Annotated in this window: 20 protein-coding genes; 17 read left to right on the top strand and 3 right to left on the bottom strand. The window is 73.9% G+C overall.

Annotation, left to right across the window (positions count from 1 at the left end; genetic code table 11):
• The 5 genes from HF577_RS23830 to HF577_RS23810 all read left to right on the top strand — a co-directional run.
• The coding region (locus HF577_RS23830) for a sensor histidine kinase (RefSeq protein ID WP_407692236.1) at nt 1-487 on the top strand (487 nt) is incomplete at its 5' end.
• Entirely contained in the window at nt 484-1,089 is a 606-nt protein-coding gene (locus tag HF577_RS23825) for a response regulator transcription factor (protein WP_169398158.1), read from the top strand. The genes HF577_RS23830 and HF577_RS23825, both read left to right, overlap by 4 nt.
• A 55-nt stretch (nt 1,090-1,144) precedes the next feature.
• Entirely contained in the window at nt 1,145-2,188 is a 1,044-nt protein-coding gene (locus HF577_RS23820) for an XdhC family protein (protein ID WP_312859332.1), read from the top strand.
• A gap of 62 nt (nt 2,189-2,250) precedes the next feature.
• Complete coding sequence (locus HF577_RS23815; RefSeq protein ID WP_169398166.1) at nt 2,251-2,904, top strand: YdcF family protein; 654 nt, start codon at nt 2,251-2,253, stop codon at nt 2,902-2,904.
• A 3-nt stretch (nt 2,905-2,907) separates the two neighbouring features.
• Nucleotides 2,908-4,182, top strand: coding sequence for a deoxyguanosinetriphosphate triphosphohydrolase (locus HF577_RS23810; RefSeq protein WP_312859331.1), 1,275 nt, complete (start codon nt 2,908-2,910; stop codon nt 4,180-4,182).
• On the opposite strand, the gene HF577_RS23805 is transcribed toward HF577_RS23810, so the two are convergent.
• On the bottom strand, nt 4,173-4,568 hold the full coding sequence (locus HF577_RS23805; RefSeq protein WP_169398157.1) for a PPOX class F420-dependent oxidoreductase: 396 nt from the start codon (nt 4,566-4,568) through the stop codon (nt 4,173-4,175). The two genes, HF577_RS23810 and HF577_RS23805, sit on opposite strands and share 10 nt — an antisense overlap.
• Nucleotides 4,569-4,809: 241 nt before the next feature.
• Between HF577_RS23805 and HF577_RS23800 the strand changes: the two genes are divergently transcribed.
• Entirely contained in the window at nt 4,810-5,376 is a 567-nt protein-coding gene (locus HF577_RS23800) for a carboxymuconolactone decarboxylase family protein (protein WP_169398156.1), read from the top strand.
• Between the two features lie 95 nt (nt 5,377-5,471).
• Here HF577_RS23800 and sigJ read toward each other — a convergent pair whose 3' ends face one another.
• Entirely contained in the window at nt 5,472-6,359 is an 888-nt protein-coding gene (gene sigJ, locus HF577_RS23795) for an RNA polymerase sigma factor SigJ (protein ID WP_312859330.1), read from the bottom strand.
• Between the two features lie 123 nt (nt 6,360-6,482).
• On the opposite strand from sigJ, the gene HF577_RS23790 reads away from it, so the two are divergent.
• From HF577_RS23790 to HF577_RS23755, 8 genes are all read left to right on the top strand, one after another.
• Nucleotides 6,483-7,100, top strand: coding sequence for an ABC transporter ATP-binding protein (locus HF577_RS23790; RefSeq protein WP_211174736.1), 618 nt, complete (start codon nt 6,483-6,485; stop codon nt 7,098-7,100).
• Nucleotides 7,097-8,491, top strand: a complete 1,395-nt coding sequence (locus HF577_RS23785; protein WP_169398154.1) for a DUF6297 family protein — start codon at nt 7,097-7,099, stop codon at nt 8,489-8,491. The genes HF577_RS23790 and HF577_RS23785 overlap by 4 nt, the downstream gene beginning before the upstream one ends.
• Before the next feature lie 588 nt (nt 8,492-9,079).
• Complete coding sequence (locus HF577_RS23780; protein ID WP_169398153.1) at nt 9,080-9,304, top strand: hypothetical protein; 225 nt, start codon at nt 9,080-9,082, stop codon at nt 9,302-9,304.
• Between the two features lie 97 nt (nt 9,305-9,401).
• Nucleotides 9,402-11,270, top strand: a complete 1,869-nt coding sequence (gene dnaG / locus HF577_RS23775) for a DNA primase (RefSeq protein WP_169398152.1) — start codon at nt 9,402-9,404, stop codon at nt 11,268-11,270.
• A complete protein-coding gene (locus HF577_RS23770; RefSeq protein ID WP_312859329.1) occupies nt 11,267-11,815 on the top strand; it encodes a hypothetical protein in 549 nt (182 codons plus the stop codon). The genes dnaG and HF577_RS23770 overlap by 4 nt, the downstream gene beginning before the upstream one ends.
• A gap of 10 nt (nt 11,816-11,825) precedes the next feature.
• Nucleotides 11,826-12,593: a trans-aconitate 2-methyltransferase gene (locus tag HF577_RS23765; protein WP_169398162.1), complete on the top strand. Its 768-nt coding sequence runs from the start codon at nt 11,826-11,828 to the stop codon at nt 12,591-12,593.
• A 72-nt stretch (nt 12,594-12,665) separates the two neighbouring features.
• A complete protein-coding gene (locus tag HF577_RS23760; protein WP_169398151.1) occupies nt 12,666-14,273 on the top strand; it encodes an SLC13 family permease in 1,608 nt (535 codons plus the stop codon).
• Nucleotides 14,270-15,322, top strand: coding sequence for a tartrate dehydrogenase (locus HF577_RS23755; protein WP_169398150.1), 1,053 nt, complete (start codon nt 14,270-14,272; stop codon nt 15,320-15,322). The genes HF577_RS23760 and HF577_RS23755 overlap by 4 nt, the downstream gene beginning before the upstream one ends.
• A 24-nt stretch (nt 15,323-15,346) precedes the next feature.
• On the opposite strand, the gene HF577_RS23750 is transcribed toward HF577_RS23755, so the two are convergent.
• Nucleotides 15,347-15,838: a protein-tyrosine phosphatase family protein gene (locus HF577_RS23750; protein WP_169398149.1), complete on the bottom strand. Its 492-nt coding sequence runs from the start codon at nt 15,836-15,838 to the stop codon at nt 15,347-15,349.
• Between the two features lie 122 nt (nt 15,839-15,960).
• Between HF577_RS23750 and HF577_RS23745 the strand changes: the two genes are divergently transcribed.
• The 3 genes from HF577_RS23745 (at nt 15,961) to HF577_RS23735 (ending at nt 18,986) form a co-directional block, all read left to right on the top strand.
• Complete coding sequence (locus tag HF577_RS23745) at nt 15,961-16,434, top strand: hypothetical protein (RefSeq protein WP_169398148.1); 474 nt, start codon at nt 15,961-15,963, stop codon at nt 16,432-16,434.
• A gap of 171 nt (nt 16,435-16,605) precedes the next feature.
• Complete coding sequence (locus HF577_RS23740) at nt 16,606-17,526, top strand: fumarylacetoacetate hydrolase family protein (RefSeq protein ID WP_312859328.1); 921 nt, start codon at nt 16,606-16,608, stop codon at nt 17,524-17,526.
• On the top strand, nt 17,523-18,986 hold the full coding sequence (locus HF577_RS23735; protein WP_312859327.1) for an aldehyde dehydrogenase (NADP(+)): 1,464 nt from the start codon (nt 17,523-17,525) through the stop codon (nt 18,984-18,986). Before HF577_RS23740 ends, HF577_RS23735 begins: the two co-directional genes overlap by 4 nt.
• Nucleotides 18,987-19,142: the final 156 nt, after the last annotated feature.

Raw genomic sequence — 19,142 nt, 5'->3', positions numbered from 1 at the left:
CGTCGGGCGGGCGGGCGAGGAGGTGACCGACGTCGAGCAGCTCGGCAGGCAGGCGCTGGCCGAGGTGCGCTCCACCGTGTCTGCCAACCGCGTGGCGTCCCTCGGTCGTGAGCTGGCCGGTGCCCGGGAGGCCCTGCGCGCGGCAGGAATCGAGGCGGATCTGCCGGCCGCCGTCGACGACGTACCGCCGGACCGGCAGCAGGCCTTCGCGCACGTGGTGCGGGAGGGCGTCACCAACACCATCCGGCACAGCGGGGCCGGCCGCTGTGCGGTGCGACTCACGCCGATGTCGGTGGAGATCGTCGACGACGGCGTCGGCAGCCCGCCCGGCACGCCGGCGGGTCACGGGATCAGCGGGCTCACCGAGCGGCTCGCTGCTGTCGGCGGCCGGGTCGAGGCCGGTCCGGCACCCACCGGCGGCTACCGGCTGCTGGCCGAGGTCCTCCCGCGTACCGCCGCCGTCCGGCGGAGGGAGCCGGCCGGATGATCAAGGTGCTGCTCGCCGACGACCAGGCGCTCGTCCGGGGTGCGCTGGCGGCTCTGCTCGGCCTGGAGCCCGACATCGAGGTGGTGGCCCAGGTCGGTTCGGGTGCCGAGGTGGTGCCCGCCGCGCTCCGGACCGGGCCGGACGTCGCACTGCTCGACGTCCAGATGCCCGGTGGTGACGGCCTCGACGCCGCAGGCGCGCTGCGCTCGGCGCTTCCGACGTGCCGCGTCGTCGTCCTCACGACCTTCGGCAGACCTGGCTACCTGGCCCGCGCCATGCGCGCCGGGGCCTCGGGGTTCGTCGTGAAGGACGCTCCGCCCGAGCAGCTGGTGGATGCCGTCCGGCGGGTGCATGCCGGGTTGCGGGTCGTCGACCCGACCCTCGCCGCGGAGTCGCTCTCCAGCGGCACCAGCCCGCTCACCGACCGCGAGCGTGACGTCCTCGTCGCGGCCGCCGACGGATCCACGGTGGCCGCCGTGGCGGCCCGGCTGCACCTCTCCGAGGGCACGGTCCGGAACCATCTGTCGGCGGCCATCGGCAAGACCTCCGCCCGCACCCGCGCCGAGGCGGTGCGGCTCGCCGACGAACGCGGGTGGTTGTGACACGGCGCTCTCACGTGCCGTCGCAGCGTCGGTGTCTGTCGCTACCCTGGCGATCGTGACCGACGTGAGTACGGGCGCTCCGACCGCCTCGACCGGCACTTCCTCGCTCCACGAGCTCGGGGCCGCCCTACAGCGCTGGGCAGCCGACGGTGTCGGTGTCGTACGAGTGCTGGAGCGGCACGGGTTCGGCACCGTCGAGAGCGGCCAGCTGGTGGCCGCCACCGCGGCGGGGTCGGCGGCCGGGGTGGTCTACCGCGGCACGCTCGACGCCGCCGCGGTGCCCCTGGCGGCGGCGGCGGTCGACCGGGCCGACACCCGGGAGGCACACGTCAGCGAGGCCGACGCGCTTGGCGCGGGGCTGGCCTGTGCCGGAGGTGCCACGCTGCTTGGCCATCCGCTACCGGCCGAGCAGGCCATCGCCCTGGGCGAGGCGTTGGAGCGCGGCACGTCCGCCGCCCTGATCTCCACCACCGACGGGGTCGGCGCGCTCGTGCTCACCGGTCCCGAGCTGGAAGGGGTGCACGGCGGCCTCGGCTCGCCCCGGCTCGACGCGGCCGCCGTGGAGGCGGCCCGCGGGCTCGTGCGGCGGGGGGCCACCGTCACCGAGCGGGTGGCGGTCGAGGGCGACGAACTGCTGGTCGACCTGTGGGTGCCGGTTCCCTCGGTGCTGGTGGCAGGGGCCGGTGCGATCGGCGACGCGCTGGTCGCCCAGTGCGAGCTGCTGGGGTGGAACGCCCGCACCGAGACGGAGCTCTCCGCCGTACGTGCCGCCGTCGCCGGCTTCACCGACGCCGACGTGCTCGTCCTGCTCGACCACGCCCCCACGTTCGACGAGGTGCTCATCGAGGGTCTGCGACGAGGGCGCGGGTTCATCGGGGCGCTCGGCTCGCGGCGCACCCAGGCAGCGCGGCGACAGCGGCTGCTGGCGGCCGGGCTCACCGAGGACGACCTGGCCGCGCTGCACGGGCCCGTAGGGCTCGACCTGGGCGCCCGCACCCCGGCCGAGACCGCGGTGTCGATCGTCGCCCAGGTGGTGGCCGCCCGTTCCGGTCGCGCCGGCACGGCACTCGCCACCACGGAAAGCCGGATCGGCGGATGACCGAACCCGTCACCACCCCGGTGCGCTCCCGCTCCGAGGCGCCGACCGAACCGATGCGCGGGATGCGCGATCTCGCGCCGGTCGAGCGCGGCAGGCGGGGTCGCTGGGTCGTCCGACTGCTGGTCGGAGGCCTCCTGATCGGTGTGATGATCATCGGCGGCACCGCGTTCCGCATCTGGCAGGTGGCGCGGGTCGACAACCGGCAGCCCGTCGACGCCGTGGTGGTGCTCGGCGCCGCCCAGTACGACGGCGACCCCAGCTCCATCTTCGCGTCGCGGCTGCGGCACGCCGAGACGCTGTACGAGGACGGGCTGGCCCCGCGCATCGTCACCACCGGGGGTGGGCGCCCCGGCGACGTCTACACCGAGGCCGAGGCGGGGCGCCGCTTCCTGATCGACCGGGGCGTGCCCCCGCAGGCCGTCATCGCGGTCGGGGAGGGTTCCGACACCCTCCTCAGCCTGCAGGCCGTCGCCGCCCGGGCGAAGCAGGACGGCTGGCACACCGCGGCGATCGTCAGCGACCCGTGGCACTCCCTGCGCGCCCGCATCATGGCCCGAGACAGCGGGCTGCAGGCCGAGACGTCGCCCACCCGCAGCGGGCCGGTGGTGCAGACGCGCGAGACGCAGCTGCGCTACATCATCCGCGAGACCGGCGCGCTGCTGTACTACCGGCTCACGCACGCCTCCGCCGACACCCAGACCAGCGGGCTCGGCTGACCTGTGGCCGAGCGTCTGCCCGGCTCCGGATGCGACGGGTACACCGAGCACGACCGGGCCCGGCGCAGCCCCGAGCAGCCCAAGGGCACCGGGCACACCGAGCGCCGCAGCCCGTTCTCGCGCGACCGCGCCCGGGTGCTCCACTCGGCCGCCCTGCGCAGGCTGGCCGGCAAGACCCAGGTCGTGGGCCCGGGGGAGGGGGCGGAGATCACCGGCGTGCCCCGCACCCGGCTGACTCACTCCCTGGAGGTCGCGCAGATCGGCCGCGGGATCGCCGAGGAGCTGGGCTGCGATCCCGACATCGTCGACACGGCCGGGCTGGCCCATGACATCGGCCATCCGCCGTTCGGGCACAACGGTGAGCGGGCGCTCGACGAGTTCGGCGTGGCCTGCGGCGGGTTCGAGGGCAACGCGCAGACGCTGCGCATCCTCACCCGGCTGGAGCCGAAGATCGGCGGCAGCGGCCTGAACCTCACCCGTGCCTCGCTCGACGCGTCGTGCAAGTACCCGTGGGTGCGCCGGCCGGGCGACCGGAAGTACGGCGCCTACGTCGCCGACGCGGAGGTGTTCGCCTGGGTCCGCGACGGCGCCCCGGGCGACCGGCGGTGCCTCGAGGCGCAGGTCATGGACTGGTCCGACGACGTCGCCTACTCCGTGCACGACGTCGAGGACGGCATCGTGAGCGGCCGCATCGACCTCGCCGCCCTCGGGTCACCCACGGAGCGGGCCGCCGTCGTGGAGCTGGCCGCCACCCACTTCGGGGTCTCCACCGACGCGCTCGCCGAAGCCGCCGACGCGCTGCTCGCCCTCCCCGTGGTGGCCGCGGTGCGCGGTTTCTCGTCGGCCACGGCCACGGGGGTCGCGCACATGGCGCTCAAGCGGCTCACGAGCGAGCTGGTCGGCCGGTTCGCGCTGGCCGCCATCGACGCCACCCGGGCGGCGCACGGAGCCGGCGAGCTGTCCCGCTACGGCGCCGACCTCGTGGTCCCGTCCCCTGCCGCGGCGGAGGTGGCCCTGCTCAAGGCCGTCGCGCTGAGGTACGTGATGAGCGACCCCGACCGGCTCGCGATGCAGGCCCGTCAGCGGGAGCTGCTCACCGAGCTCGGCTCGGCGTTGCTGGCGAAGGCCCCGGACTCCCTCGACCCGCTCTTCGCCGAGGACTGGGCCGTCGCCGCCGACGACGCCGCGAGGCTGCGGGTGGTGCTGGACCAGATCGCGGTGCTCACCGACCAGCAGGCCGTGGCCCGCCACGCCGCGACGTTCCGCCGCTACTCGTAGCTCACCGACTCCGGGCGGACGACGAGCACCACCCGGAACGGGGCGTCCGCGGGCGGCCCGTCGAACGTCATCGAGTAGCGGTCGGCGAGCTCGCCGAAGAACTCCGCGGTCGGGTCGGGGTCGATCCGTTCCACCTGGCCCCGGATCTCCAGGTGACGCGGCGGGCGCTCCGGGTCGTCGATCGAGAAGGCCACCCGCGGGTCGGCCTGCACGTTGCGGTACTTCTGCCGCCTCGAGGTGTGCGTGAACCGCAGATAAGTCCCGTCCCAGGAGAACCACATCGGGCTCACCTGCGGTGCCCCGTCCGCCCGGACGGTGGCCAGGTGCCCGATCAGCGGGCGCGCCAGCAGGTCGAGGTGGGTCTCGGGAATCACGGAACCGGTCATGGCCACAACGCTAGTGCGGTGGCCACGAACGTTGCCGGGTTGATCGCGGGATCCAGGTGGTTCCTCGCAAGGCGCCGTCCGCAGCTCATACCGGGGTATTCGCCAGGACGGCAACGCTGTGAGGGGCCGCCTGGGCCGGCGAGGAACCCGGTGGACGTTTGTGGCCACCGCACTAGTCACGGATCGCCCCGCTGCCTCGTCCCACAGCTGACGAGCCGCACGGACGACCCAGGAGGACACCATGAGCGCACGGATCCCGGCAGTGCCTGCCGAGGAGGCCGGACCGGTGGGCCGGTTGCTGTACCGACTGATGCGACGGCGGTTCGGGGACGTCCCGGAGCCGTTCGCGGTGCTCCGCCACCACCCGCGCCTGTTCCGGGCGTCCCTGGTCGCCGAGCTGGCGTACGAGCGGGCGGCGACGGTGCTGCCCGCCCGGCTCCGCGAGCTCGCGGTCTACCGGGTGGCGACCGTCGTGGGCTGCTCGTGGTGCGTCGACTTCGGGACGATGCTGCAGCGGCTGGACGGGCTCAACGTCGAGCGGCTCGAACACATCGACGAGTACCCGACGCACCCGCTCTACGAGCCGGTCGAGCGGCTCGCGCTCGCCTACGCCGACGCGATGACGGCGACCCCACCGACCGTCACCGACGCGCAGGTCGCCCGGCTGGAGGCGGAGCTGGGGAGGGCCGGGCTGGTGGAGCTCACCCACTCCATCGCGCTGGAGAACATGCGTGCCCGCGCCTACCACGCCCTCGGCATCGTCGACCAGGGCTTCGACGCGGCGTGCCAGGTCCGCCTGCCCGGCTGACCGGACACGGCCCCGCCTGCGTCCCGCCCCGCGAGCCGCCCGTCCCCGCCCGCGAGTCGCCCGTTTCGCGTGCGCGAGTCGCCCGTCTCCGGGGGTCAGGCCGGGCGGTGTTCCAGCTTCTCGGGGTTGACCATCAGGTAGACGGCCGTGATCAGGCCGTCCCGGATGGTGACGACCGTGACCCCCGGCCCGGTACCTCCGTAGGCCGGGGTCCGGAACCCGAGGTCGCCGTTGACCTCGACGGGGGTCCACCCGGTGGCCATCTCGTCGCCGTAGCGGTCGAGCAGGCCGAGCAGCAGGCGGGTGAGCTTGTCGGCGCCGACGATGGTGCGTCGAGCGGCCTTCGTCTTCCCGTTCGAGTCGGTGACCCACTGGGCGTCGGGGTGCAGCAGGGCGAGCAGCGCGGGGCCGTCGGCGCGGGAGATCGCCTCGGCGAAGCGGCCGAGGACCGCGCGCTGCTCGGCCGTGTGCACCCGCGGCGGCGGGTCGGCCGCTGCCACGAGGCGCCGCGCCCGCGTCGCGTGCTGGCGTGCGGCGGCCTCCGAGCAACCGAGCACGTCGCCGATCTGGGAGAACGGCAGCGCGAGCGCGTCGTGCAGCACGAACGCCACCCGCTGCGGCGGCGACAGGCGCTCCAGGACGACCATCGCGGCCATCCGCACCCCCTCGTCGCGCACGACGGCGGCGAGCGGCTCGTCCGCGTCGCCGTTGGTGAGGAGGGGCTCGGGCAGCCACGGGCCGACGTAACGCTCACGCCGTACGGCGGCGGAGCGCAGCCGGTCGAGGCAGAGCCGCCCGACCACGGTCGTGAGCCACGCACGGTCGTCGCGCAGTTCGGCGCGGGCGTCGTCGTCCAGCCCGGCGAGGCGCAGCCACGCCTCCTGCACGGCGTCCTCGGCGTCGGCGAGGCTGCCGGTGATGCGGTATCCCACGCGGATGAGGTGTGCCCGGTGCTGCTCGAAGCTCTCGACCCCCGTGTCCACGCCACGAGAACCTACGCGGGCCCGGTTTGCCCGTTGCAGCAAAGCCACGATCATGCAACGACGTTGCCGCAACGTGGCTTTGCTGCAACGAGGGACGCGGCTGCTACCGTCGCGGCCCGGGGGGTGAACCGCGTGCTGGTCGTGGACGGCCTGGTCCGGCAGTTCGGCACAGCCGTGGTGCTGGCAGGTGTCGGCTTCTCGCTCGGCCCTGGCCGGGCGGCTGCGGTCGTCGGCCCGAACGGCGCGGGCAAGACCACCTTGCTGCGCTGTGTCGTCGGTGCCGACCGGCCCGACCACGGCGAGGTGCTCCTCGACGGCAACGAGCTGCGGGAGGACGACCCGCGCTCCCGGGCAGCGGTCGCGAGCGTGCTCGACGACGTCGGGTTCTTCCCGGACCTCTCGGTCGGCGAGCATCTCGACCTGCTCGCGCGGGCGCACGGCGTGGAGCCCGACACCGCGCCGGTGCTCGCCGAGCTGGGCCTGGAGGCCCTGGCCGACCGCACCCCGGTGGGTCTCTCCAGCGGGGAACGCAGGCGGCTGGCACTGGCGTCCTGCTTCGTCCGCCCGCGCCGGCTGCTCGTGCTGGACGAGCCCGAGCAGCGGCTCGACGCCGCGGGTCGGCGGTGGCTGGTGGAGCGGCTCGAACGGGAGAAGGCCGCCGGCTGCGCGGTGCTGTTCGCCTCGCACGACGCCGCCGTCGTCGAGGCGGTGGCCGACCAGACGGTCGAGCTGGGCGCGTGACGGCGCCCCCGCTCGTGCACGTGCCCGCCGCGAGGGAGCTGCGGACGGAGCTGGCTCGGGTCCGGCGCGCCCGGCGGGCGGCCACCAAGGACGGGCCGGGCAGCGACTGGTACACGCCGTTGCTCGCTGTATTCGTGCTGGGTGGGTTGCTGGTGCAGGGCCTGCGCCGCGTGATGGGCGCCGAGGCCGCCCCGCTGCCGCACGCGCCCCACGTCGGGCTGCTGCTCGGCGCCGTCGGGCTGGTGCTGGCGGGCATGGTGCTGCGCGCGGCGCTCGCCCTCGGCCCGATGCTGGCCGGCCCGGCGGTCCGGCACTGGGTGCTCTCCGGCGTCGTCGACCGCGGAGCCATGCTCAGGCCGCGGCTCGCCGCCGCTGCTGCGGTCGCGGCGGTGGTCGGAGCCGGCATCGGAGCGCTCGGGGCGATCGTCGTCGCCGGGACGGTGCCGCCGTGGCGGACCGCGGTGTGGTGGTCGGTCACCGGGGCGGGGGTTGCGGTCGCGCTCGTCGCCGCGGCCGTCGTGTGGCAGGCCGGCAGCCCGCGGGCCGGACGCGCCACAGGCGTCGGGCTCGTGGGCGCGGGGCTCGCGCTCGCCCTGGCCGCGCTGCTGGTCCCGCGCTCGGCCACCGTCCCTTCCGTCCCCGTCACCGACACGGCCGTCGTCGCCTGGGCAGCGGCGCTGGTCCTGTTCGTCGTGGCACGGCGGCGGCTCATCGTCCTGGACCGCGCGGCACTGGGCGCAGGGAGCGGCCTCGCGGCCGCCGTCCAGGCGGCGGGAACGTTCATCGAGCCGGGACTGCTGCTCGGCCTGCTGGAGGAGCGGCGGTGGCGCTCCGCCCGCCGCGGACGCGCACGCCGCGGCCTGGGCCACCGATCCGTCGCGCTGCTGCACTCCGACCTGCGCCGCGCGCTGCGCACCCCCGGCGCGCTGACACTCGGGGTGGGCCTGCTGGTCGTCTCCTACACCGCCGCCGCGATCCTGCCCCACGTGGCCGTGGCGCCCGTCGTCGCCGTCGCTGCCTACGCGATCGCCAGCCGGGTGGCGGCGGGCCTGCGTGCCGTCACCCGCTCCGCCGCGCTGCGCCGCGCACTCGGCGGCACCGACGGCGTGCTGACCCTGCTCCACCTCGCCGCGCCCCTCGTGGTCGCCGCCGTGTGGACCGCGGCGGTGCTGCCCGCGCTGCTCCCGGCGAACCCCCTCGCCGTGGTGCTGATCCCCATCGGGGCGGTCGCCGTGGTCGAACGATCAGCCACCCGACCCCCGCCCGACTACGGCGCGGCCGTGTTCGACACGGGGTTCGGCGCGGTCCCGATCGACCTGGTGCGGCAGCTGGTGCGCGGCCCGGCCTTGCTGGCGGGACTCGCCGCGGTCCAGCTGCTCCTGGCGGTGTGAGGCAGCGGCCGCCCGGCGAGTCGCCCGTTTCGGGTGCGCGAGTCGCCCGTTCCTGCTGCCGCCCGGCCACGGTGACAGCGTTGTGGTCCCGTATTGCTGTTTTGCGGCCGCGGATGCCGCGTTATGTATCCATGACGCGGTGGGTGGGGGTGTGTGACTGGTCGTGCACCCGGGCGGGCGCCGGCCCGCATTGTGGTCACATCTCGCTGTTCTGCGGCCGTTGTCGGCGCGATACGTGTCCATGCCGCGGTGGGGTGGCTGGCGCGGTCGCTGTGCGGGCACTGGATCGTGACGTCGTCCAAGAGCGTTGTGGTCCCGTGTTGCTGTTCTGCGGCCGCGGTTGCAGCGTTGTGTGTCCATGACGCGGTCGGGGGCCGGCGCGGTCGCTGCTCGCGGGCTCCCGGGTCGTGACGCCGCCCGAGCCGCGTTGTGGTCACATATCGCTGTTCTGTGGCCGCGGATGCAGCGTTGTGTGTCCATGACGCGGGCAGGGGAAGGGGCAGGGGTCGGCCGAATGGCCGGGTTTTCTCGGCCAATCCGTACCTCCGGCCGAGGCGCCTCTCAGGTTCCCCGGCGCACTGTGGAGGTATGAGCTTCTCCGATGTCCTCACAATCATCGGCGTTGTGGCGGGTATCGGGTTGATGCTTGTCATGGCCGTCGTGCCGCTGCTCACCGACCGGCACCGGCCCCATTCCGACCGGCCGCGGAGGGCGGGCGCGAGCACCACCGTCACGATCCCGACCCAGCGCGGGTCGCAGGGCCGCACGGTGGTCTCCACTCGTCCGGCGGGGCTGCGCGCGGCACCGCGTTGACCGCGCCCGGGGGGCGTCCGCGGCGTGTGGTGATCTCGGGCGGGGACGGAGCGCGGTGCTCGCGGGCCGGCGCGTGGGGCGGGCCTACACTCGGCCCGTGGCAGGGCGGATCCGGGACAGCGACATCGCGGAGGTCCGCGACCGGACCCGGATCGACGAGGTCATCGGCGAGTACGTCGCCCTGCGTCGGGCGGGTGCCGGTGCGCTGAAGGGCCTGTGCCCGTTCCACGACGAGAAGTCCCCGTCGTTCAACGTCCGGCCGAGCCACGGCACGTTCCACTGCTTCGGCTGCGGCGAGGGCGGGGACGCCGTCGCGTTCATCATGAAGATCGAGGTCGTGGGGTTCGTCGAGGCCGTGGAGCGCCTCGCCGACCGCGTCGGCTACCGCCTCACCTACGAGGGCGGCGGCAGCTCCGTACAGCGCGACCGGGGCACGCGCAGCCGGCTGCTGGAGGCCAACAAGCGCGCCGCCGAGTTCTACGCCGCGCAGCTGCGCACGCCCGAGGCCGCGCCGGCCGTGCAGTTCCTCACCAGCCGCGGGTTCGACGCGGCCGCGGCGCAGACGTTCGGCTGCGGCTACGCCCCCGCCGGCTGGGACACCCTCACCAAGCACCTCCTCGCGGCCGGGTTCACCTTCGACGAGCTGATGAAGGCCGGTCTGTCGAAGGAGGGCCGCCGCGGCCCGATCGACCGGTTCCACCGGCGGCTGCTCTGGCCGATCAAGGACCTCGGCGGTGACGTCGTGGGGTTCGGGGCGCGCCGGCTCTTCGACGACGACGGCATCGAGGCCAAGTACCTCAACACGTCCGACACCTCCGTCTACCACAAGACGAAGGTGCTGTTCGGGCTCGACCTGGCCAAGCGGGAGATCGCGAAACGGCGCCAGGTGGTGGTGGTCGAGGGCTACACCGACGTGATGGCGATGCACCTGGCCGGGGTGCCCACCGCCGTCGCGTCCTGTGGCACGGCCTTCGGTTCCGACCACGTCGGGGTGATCCGCCGGCTGATCGGCGACGACTCGTTCGACCTCGGCGAGGTGATCTACACCTTCGACGGTGACGCGGCCGGGCAGGCGGCGGCGCTCAAGGCGTTCGAGGGGGACCAGAACTTCGCCGCCCAGACGTTCGTGGCGATCGCCCCCGACGGGCAGGACCCCTGCGAGCTGCGCCAGACCCACGGCGACACGGCCGTGCGCGACCTGGTGGCCCGCCGGGAGCCGCTGTTCGAGTTCGCCATCCGCAGCATGCTGCGCGAGCACAACCTCGACACGGCCGAGGGCCGGGTGGCGGCGTTGCAGCGCTGCGTGCCGCTCGTGGCGCAGATCCGCCGGGAGGACCTGCGCGACGAGTACGCCCGCAGGCTCGCCGGCTGGACCAGCTGGGACGACATCGCGATGGTCGTGCGGCGGGTGCGGGAGTCGGCGGGCGCGCCTGCCGAGGCGGCGAAGGGGCGGGGTGGCGGCACCAATCGCCAACCGCCCGCCCCGCCGCGAAAGGACGACCCGCGGCTGCACCGGCAGCGGGAGGCGCTGAAGGCCGCTCTGCAGATGCCCGCCATCGCCGGTCCGAGCTATGACGAGCTGCCCGAGCAGGTCTTCACACACCCCGCGTTCGCGTTGGTGCACCGCGCGGTGCAGGCGGCGGGCGGGGTGTGCAGCGGGCGCACCGGGCAGGTCTGGTTGGAGGCCGTGCTCGCCGAGTGCACCCCGGAATCGCGTTCGCTGGTCACCGAGCTCGCGGTGGAGCCGCTGCAGCTCCCGCGGCGCAACCCGGAGGAGGCCCGCTACGTCGGGAGCATCATCGCCGGGGTGCGGCTGGCGCTGGTTGAGGCGCAGGTGGCGGAGCTGAAGTCGCGGCTGCAGCGCATCAACCCGGTGGAGGAGCTCGACGCCTACATGCAGGCGTTCGGCGATCTCGTGCCGCTCGAGCAGTACGGGAAGGCACTGCGGGAAAGGGCTCAGGTGTGAACCTGCTGAAGGCGGTGCGCCGGCTGCTGGGGCGCGACGAGCTGCCCGAGGGCTTCGCCGGCACCCTCGACGCCGACGAGCAGGTGCTCGGCTCGGCGTCGCTGCAGGGTGGCGGGCATCTGGTCGTCACCTCACTGGGGATGTGGCTGCCCACCGCCGACGGCGTGCGCCGGCTGGGCTGGCATCTGGTCAGCAAGGCGTCGTGGCAGAACGGCGCGATCGTCCTCGTCGAGGCGCAGGTGCAGGACGACGTGGGGGGTGCCGTGCTGATCGCGGATCTCACCCCGCGGCGGCTGCGGCTCGCCGAGCCCGGCGCGGTGCCGGAGGTGGTCCACGCGCGCGTCACGGGCTCGATCAAGAGCAGGCACCACCGCGACCTGCCCGGGGGCGGCGCGTGGTTCGTGCAGCGCAAGGTGCCGGGGCGCGACGGGATCGTGTTGCAGGTGCGCGCCGACCCGGGCACCGACGACGCGGCGCTGCGACAGGTGGCCGGTGACGTGGCGCGCACGCTGAAGCTGGGCGGGGCCGGTTCCAGGCAGAGTTGAGCGCATGGCGATGAGCACCACCACCTGGGACCCAGCCCTCTACCTGCGTTTCGACGACCATCGCTCCCGTCCGTTCCACGACCTGCTCGCGCGGGTGGGTGCGGTGGACCCGCGCCGGGTGGTCGACCTGGGCTGCGGTCCGGGCCACCTCACCGCCCTGCTGGCCACGCGCTGGCCCGACGCCGAGGTGGTCGCCCTCGACTCGTCGGCGGAGATGGTGGCGGCCGCCCGGGAGCGGGGGATCACGGCGGAGCAGGCCGACGTCGTCGACTGGGTGCCGCCGCCGGACACCGACGTGGTGGTCACCAACGCGGTGCTGCAGTGGGTGCCGTCTCACCGGCACTTGCTGCCGCGATGGGTCGAGGCCCTGCCGTCGGGTGCGTGGTTCGCGATGCAGGTGCCGGGCAACCTCGGGGCGCCGTCGCACGCCCTGATCCGGGAGCTGGCCGGGCAGGAGCCGTGGCGCGGGCGGATCGACCTGCGCGGCGAGCTGGCGGTGGCCGAACCGGCCGAGTACGCCGAGCTGCTGGCCGGCGCGGGCGCCGAGGTCGACGTCTGGGAGACCACCTACCAGCAGCGGCTCACCGGCCCCGACCCGGTGATGGAGTGGATCAGCGGCACGGCGTTGCGGCCGGTACGGGACGCGCTCTCCGCGGACGAGTACGGCGCGTTCCGGTCGGAGCTGGCCCCCCGCCTGCGCGCCGCCTATCCCGCCCGCCCGGACGGCACCACGTGGTTCCCGTTCCGGCGGATCTTCGCGGTGGCGCGCACGCTCTGAGGGGCAGGACTGGCGCCGCGGGGTGACGGGTGTCACTCTCTGCGAGTTGATCCCGTCGTCGTGGAGGGGACCATGACCGCCGAGAGCCAGCGCACCCGCACCGACGTCGACAAGGCCCTGCTCGGGCATGCGACCTATCGCAGTCTCGGGGAGCAACGGCTCTCCCCGGCGGAGGAACGGTTCGAGAAGGGCCGCCGCACCGTCGGGCTCTTCCTCGCGCCGATCGTGACCATCGTGTTCCTGGCGCTGCCGCTGAACCTCCAGCCTCAGCAGCAGGTGCTGGCCGGGATCCTGCTCGGCGTGATCGTGCTGTGGGTGAGCGAGGCGGTGCCCATCCCGATCGGGGGCCTGATCGGCGTGGCGCTGATCGTGATTCTGCAGGTGGCCCCGGCCGACGACGTGCTGGCGAACTTCGGGTCGAGCACGGTCTTCACGTTCATCGGCGCGTTCATCCTCGCCCAGGCGATGCTCAAGCACGGCGTCGCGCGGCGTTTCGCGTTCCGGATACTGGCGCTGCCGCGGGTCGGGCAGTCGACTGTCGGGGTGATCGTCGCGTTCGGTGCGGTGACGTGCCTGCTCTCGGCGTTCGTGTCCAACACCGCCACGGTGGCGATGCTGCTGCCCACCGCGATGGGCATCCTCAGCGTGATCGCGAAGCTGTTGCAGGACCGCGGGCTCGTGGCGGAGGACTTCGACCCGCTGCGCCTGCGCGTCGGCGCCGCGCTGATGCTCATGCTGGCGTACGGCGCGAGCGTGGGGGGCCTGCTGACGCCGGTGGGCAGCCCGCCCAACCTGATCGGCCGGGGACTGATCGAGGAGGCCACGGGGGAGCGCATCAGCTTCGCGCAGTGGGTGGCGGTGGCGGTGCCGATCTGCCTGCTGATGTTCGTGGCGCTGGCCGTGGTGCTGCTGCTGATCAACAAGCCGGAGATCCGCCGCATCGACGGCGTCGCGGAGTACGTGGTCGAGCAGCGCGCCGCGCTGGGGCCACTGTCGCGGGCCGAGAAGAGCACGCTGATCGCGTTCGGCGTCACCGTGTCGCTCTGGATCCTGCCCGGCATCGTCGCGCTCGTGGCGGGCAACGACTCCGCCGCCTACGACGCGGTGAGCGAGCGGCTCGACGAGGGCATCGTCGCGGTGTTCGGGGCGTCGCTGCTCTACCTGCTGCCGACGGACTGGGGAAACCGCGAGTTCACGCTCCGCTGGCGCGACGCCCAGCAGATCGACTGGGGCACGATCCTGCTGTTCGGCACCGGCATCATCTTCGGCGCGCTGCTGGCCGACACCGGGCTCGCGCGGACGCTGGGCGAGGCCGTGTCGTCGGGGCTGGGGCTCGCGAACGTCGTCACCATCACGGTCTTCGCGGTGCTGCTGGCGATCCTCGTGTCGGAGACCACCAGCAACACGGCATCGGCTGCTGTGGTGGTGCCGATCGTGATCCCCATCGCGGTGGCCGCGGGGGTCAACCCCTTCGTGCCCGCGCTGGCCGCGACGTTCGCGGCGTCGTTCGGGTTCATGCTGCCGGTGTCGACGCCGCAGAACGCCATCGTCTACGGGTCCGGCGTTGTGCCGATCACCACGATGATTCGCTCCGGCGCCGCCTTCGACGTCATCGGAGCGATACTCATCGTCGTGTTCCTTCCCGTGATGGTCGCCGTCCTCGGGCTCGGCGTCGTATGACCGCGCAGACGATCGCCGTGATCCCGGGCGACGGCATCGGAACCGAGGTGATCGACGCCGCCCGCACCGTGCTGGACGCCGTCTGCGCCCGGCACGACGTCGCCCTCGACTACACCGAGTTCGACTGGTCGTGTCAGCGCTACGACCGTGCGGGCGCGATGATGCCGCCCGACGGGATCGAGACGCTCCGCCGGTTCGACGCGATCCTGCTCGGCGCCGTGGGCTGGCCGGGCGTACCGGACCACGTGTCGCTGTGGGGACTGCTGATCCCGATCCGCCGGGCGTTCCGCCAGTACGTCAACCTGCGCCCGATCCGGGTGTTCGACGGCGTGCAGAGCCCGCTGCGCGGGGCCGAGGACGTCGACTTCGTCGTGGTCCGCGAGAACGTCGAGGGCGAGTACAGCGAGGTCGGCGGCCGGGTCAACCGCGGGTTCCCGGACGAGATGGCCGTGCAGGAGTCGATCTTCACCCGCGTCGGCGTGAGCCGGATCGCCGACTATGCGTTCGAGCTCGCGGCCTCCCGTCGCGGGTACCTCACGTCCGCGACGAAGTCGAACGGGATCGTGCACACCCTCCCGTTCTGGGACGAGGTCGTGGCCGAGCGCGCCGCCCGGCACCCGGACGTGCGGTGGGACAGCGAGCACATCGACGCGCTCGCCGCGAAGTTCGTGCTGCAGCCCGGGCGGTTCGACGTGGTGGTCGGTTCGAACCTGTTCGGCGACATTCTCTCCGACCTCGCCGCCGCGGTCGCCGGCTCGATCGGGATCGCGCCGTCGGCGAACCTGGACCCCACCAAGGAGTTCCCGTCCATGTTCGAACCGGTGCACGGGTCGGCACCGGACATCGCGGGGCGGGGCATGGCCAACCCGGTCGGGGCGGTGTGGTCGGCGGCCCTGATGCTGGAGCATCTCGGCCATCCGGCCGCGGCCGCCGACGTGGTCACCGCGATGGAGGCCACGCTCGCGAAGCCGGAGACCCGCACCGCCGATCTCGGCGGCACGGCCACCACGGCCCAGGTGACGGCGGCGCTGGTGGAGCACCTGAGCTGATCGGCACTCCACCCGCGGCTGCGCTCAGGGCCGGGCGTCGCCGCTGGCGAGATACTGCGTGGCGAACCAGGTGATCCAGCGTCGCTGGCCGCGGGTCTCGACCGCGTGGCGCCGGTAGTGCTGCCGGACCCACCCGACGGCGTCGTCGGCCGGGTGCCCCGCGAGGATCGCCATGCAGGCGATCACCGTGCCGGTGCGCCCCGTGCCACCGCCGCACGCCACCTCGACCCGTTCCCCGGACCGCGCCATCGAGTAGGCGTGCTCGATCTGCGCGGCGGCCGCCCCGCCGTCCCGGGGGACACGGAAGTCGGGCCAGTCGACCCAGTCGGCTGGCCAGTCCGGACGCCAGGGGGGCCTGCGGCGCCCGAAGAGCCGGCGCCCCGGCGCGTCGGGGGAGCGGCCCAGGTAGAGGCCGTACGTGGGGAGCGGGCCGGGCGGAAGGGGCCGGCGACGGCCGCGCCCGCGCACCGCGGTCCCGTCGGGCAGCGTGATCGCGCCGACGAACTGCTCGGTCATTCGGAGCATTCTGCCCATCCGGCACTTCCGGTGTGATCCACCCCTCACACCGGGGCCGCTAACGGGCGTCCCCCGATCGGCGAGTCAGTGGCGATCGAGTTCGCAACGGGGAGGACGACCGAGTGCGTGACAAGAGGCTCATGGACATCGCCCGGGAGGTCGTCGCCGCCGTGCATCCGGACGAGCTCGACCACTTCGAGCAGGCCGCCGAGGCGTACGACGCCCACCCGGGAACGGTCGCGTATGCGCGCGGCCCCCGTGCGGAGGGCGCGCACTCCGGGGTGCGGACGGTGACCGGTTTCTCCGCGCTGGTGCTGGACGTCACCGCCGGTGCGTGCCGAGGTGTGCTCGGGGCCGAGAGCCCCGCCCCCGTCGCGCGCAACCGCGGCTGGCTCGCCCGCAACCGCGGCTGGCTCGCCCGGTCCCGCTGCGTGGGCTCGCACGTCGGCACCGCCACCGTGCTGCCGTCGATCACGGACGCCAAGGCCGCCGAGATCGAGGTGACGGCCTGCGCCGCTGCCGTGGTGCGCGGGGCGTCGGGCGACGACGCGGCTGCGCTGGCAAAGGTGCTGAGCGACCGGTGGACGCGCCGGTAGGAAGCCCGATGCGCGAGGGTGCTCCGCAGACCACGACGTGGCTCGCCGGTGATCGTTCCGCCCAGCGGCAAGGCCGGGCCCGTCCGTCGGGATCAGGGGCGGCGCCTGCCGGATCTGCACCATAGGATCAGTTCCCGTTCGGGGGTCGCCGAGGCCCGCGCCAGGATGGGAGTGCGCACGAGCATGGAGATCGTCCGCTACATCGAGCCGGGGGGCCCCGGCCCCCGCGTCGGACTGCGCAACGGCGCAACAGTGGCCCCGCTGCCCTGGGGCAGCGTCGCCGAACTGCTGCGCGAGTCCCGCGACGAGCTGCGCGAGCGGCTCACGTCCGCCGCCGGCAGCGCCGTGGACGCCGCCGACGTCACGTTCCTGCCTCCCGTCGACGGCCGCACCGAGGTGTGGGCGGCCGGCGTCACCTACGAGCGCTCGCGCAGCGGCCGCGTCGAGGAGAGCAGCGAGGCCTCGGTGTACGAGAAGGTGTACGACGCCGAGCGCCCCGAGCTGTTCCTCAAGTCGGTGGCCTGGCGCGTGGTCACCGACGGCGAGCCGGTGGCGCTGCGCTCGGACTCCACCGTGGACGTCCCGGAGCCGGAGCTCGCGCTCGTCGCCAACCGGTTCGGGGAGATCGTCGGCTACACCGTCTGCAACGACATGAGCTCCCGCTCGATCGAGGGCGAGAACCCGCTGTACGTCCCGCAGGCCAAGATCTTCAGCGGCTGCTGTGCGCTCGCCACCGGCATCCGGCCGGTCTGGGAGGTGCCCGACGCCACCGACCTGGCCATCACCATCCAGGTGCAGCGTGGCGGCGAGACCGTCTTCGCCGGCGACACCAGCACCGCGCGCCTGCACCGCACGCTGGAGGAGCTGGTCGCGGCGCTGTTCGCGCCCACCGACTTCCCCGACGGCGCCATCCTCGCCACCGGCACGGGCATCGTGCCGGAGCTGAGCTTCTCCCTCGCCGAGGGCGACCGGATCGAGATCGAGATCGCCGAGGTCGGCACGCTGGCCAATCCCGTCGTCCGGGGTCGCGAACCGATGTCCTGGCTGGTGGACGCCCTCGACCGGCCCGACGCGAGGAAGGTTCAGCTGTGAACGACACCACCCCCGAGGAGCTCAACGCCGTTCTCGCCGCGGCCGCCCGTGCGGCGGCCCCGCTGGCCGCGTTGCGTCCCACCGAGCGCGCGGCCCTGCTGCGCGCCGCCGCCGACGCGCTCGACGCCGCTGCAGGCGAGCTCGTCCCGATCGCCGTCGCCGAGTCGGCGCTGCCGGAGGCGCGGCTGACGGGCGAGGTGGCTCGCTCCAGCGGCCAGCTGCGGCTTTTCGCCGACGCGCTCGACGAGGGCTCCTACCTCGAGGTGATCATCGATACGGCCGATCCGGACGCGGCCCCCGTCCCGCGGCCCGACCTGCGCCGGATGCTGGTGCCGCTCGGCCCGGTGCTGGTGTTCGCGGCGAGCAACTTCCCGTTCGCGTTCAGCGTGCCCGGCGGCGACACCGCGTCGGCGCTGGCGGCGGGCTCTCCCGTGGTGCTCAAGGCGCACCCCGGGCACCCGGAGCTGTCGCAGCGCACGGGCGAGGTGCTGGCCGACGCGCTGCGCGCCGCCGGTGCACCCGACGGGACGTTCGCGGTCGTGCACGGCATGGACGCCGGCACATCGGCGATCACCGACCCGAGGATCAAGGCGGCGGCGTTCACCGGCTCGGTCCGAGGTGGGCGGGCCCTGCTCGACATCGCCTCCGCCCGCCCCGAGCCGATCCCCTTCTACGGCGAGCTGGGCAGCCTCAACCCGGTGTTCGTCACGCCTGCCGCGGTGGCCGCGCGGGGCGAGGCCATCGCCGACGGGTACGTGGCCTCGTTCACCCTCGGCACCGGCCAGTTCTGCACGAAGCCCGGCCTGCTGTTCCTCCCCGAAGGGCACGGGCTGGAGGAGCGGCTCGTCAGCGCGGTCCGCAGCACGGGAGCCGCCGGGATGCTCAACGACCGCATCCGCACCGCCCACGCGGAGGAGCGCGACCGCCTCGAAGGGCTCGGCCCGGTGCGCACGCTCGTCCACGGCGACGAGGTCGAGGCGGGAGTGGCCCCCACGCTCCTGGCCACCACCGCCAAGGAACTGCTAGCCGACCCCGATCCGCTGCTGCAGGAGTGCTTCGGGCCCACGTCGATCGTGGTCTCCTACAACGGCCCCGACGAGCTCCACGCCGCCGCGGAGGCGTTCGCCGGCAACCTGACGGCCACCGTCCACGCCGAGGACGCCGACGCGCCCACGCTGCCGCCGCTGCTCGACCTGCTGCGCGAGCGCACCGGCAGGCTCGTCTACAACGGCTGGCCCACGGGGGTTGCCGTGGCCGCGGCGATGCACCACGGCGGCCCGTACCCGGCCACCACCGCCTCGGTGCACACCTCGGTGGGCACCACCGCGGTGCGCCGGTTCCTGCGGCCCGTCTGCTACCAGAACACCCCGCAGGCACTGCTGCCCGAGGCGTTGCGGGACGACAACCCGCTGGGCCTGCCGCGGCGGATCAACGGGACGGTCACCACCGACGCGCTCTGACGCGCCGCACCACCCCGACCGCGTCATGGACACATGACGCGGTCACCGCAGCCGCACAACAGCGACACGGGACCACGACGCTGTCGGCGTGGCCGGGCCGCAGCAGGAACGGGCGACTCGCGCACGCGAAATGGGCGACTCGCGCGTGCGAAAGGG

Source organism: Pseudonocardia xinjiangensis (assembly GCF_012911925.1).
Lineage (GTDB): Bacteria > Actinomycetota > Actinomycetes > Mycobacteriales > Pseudonocardiaceae > Pseudonocardia > Pseudonocardia xinjiangensis.
Note: the sequence above shows the minus strand (reverse complement) of the source record. Positions and strands in the feature narration are given on the sequence as shown.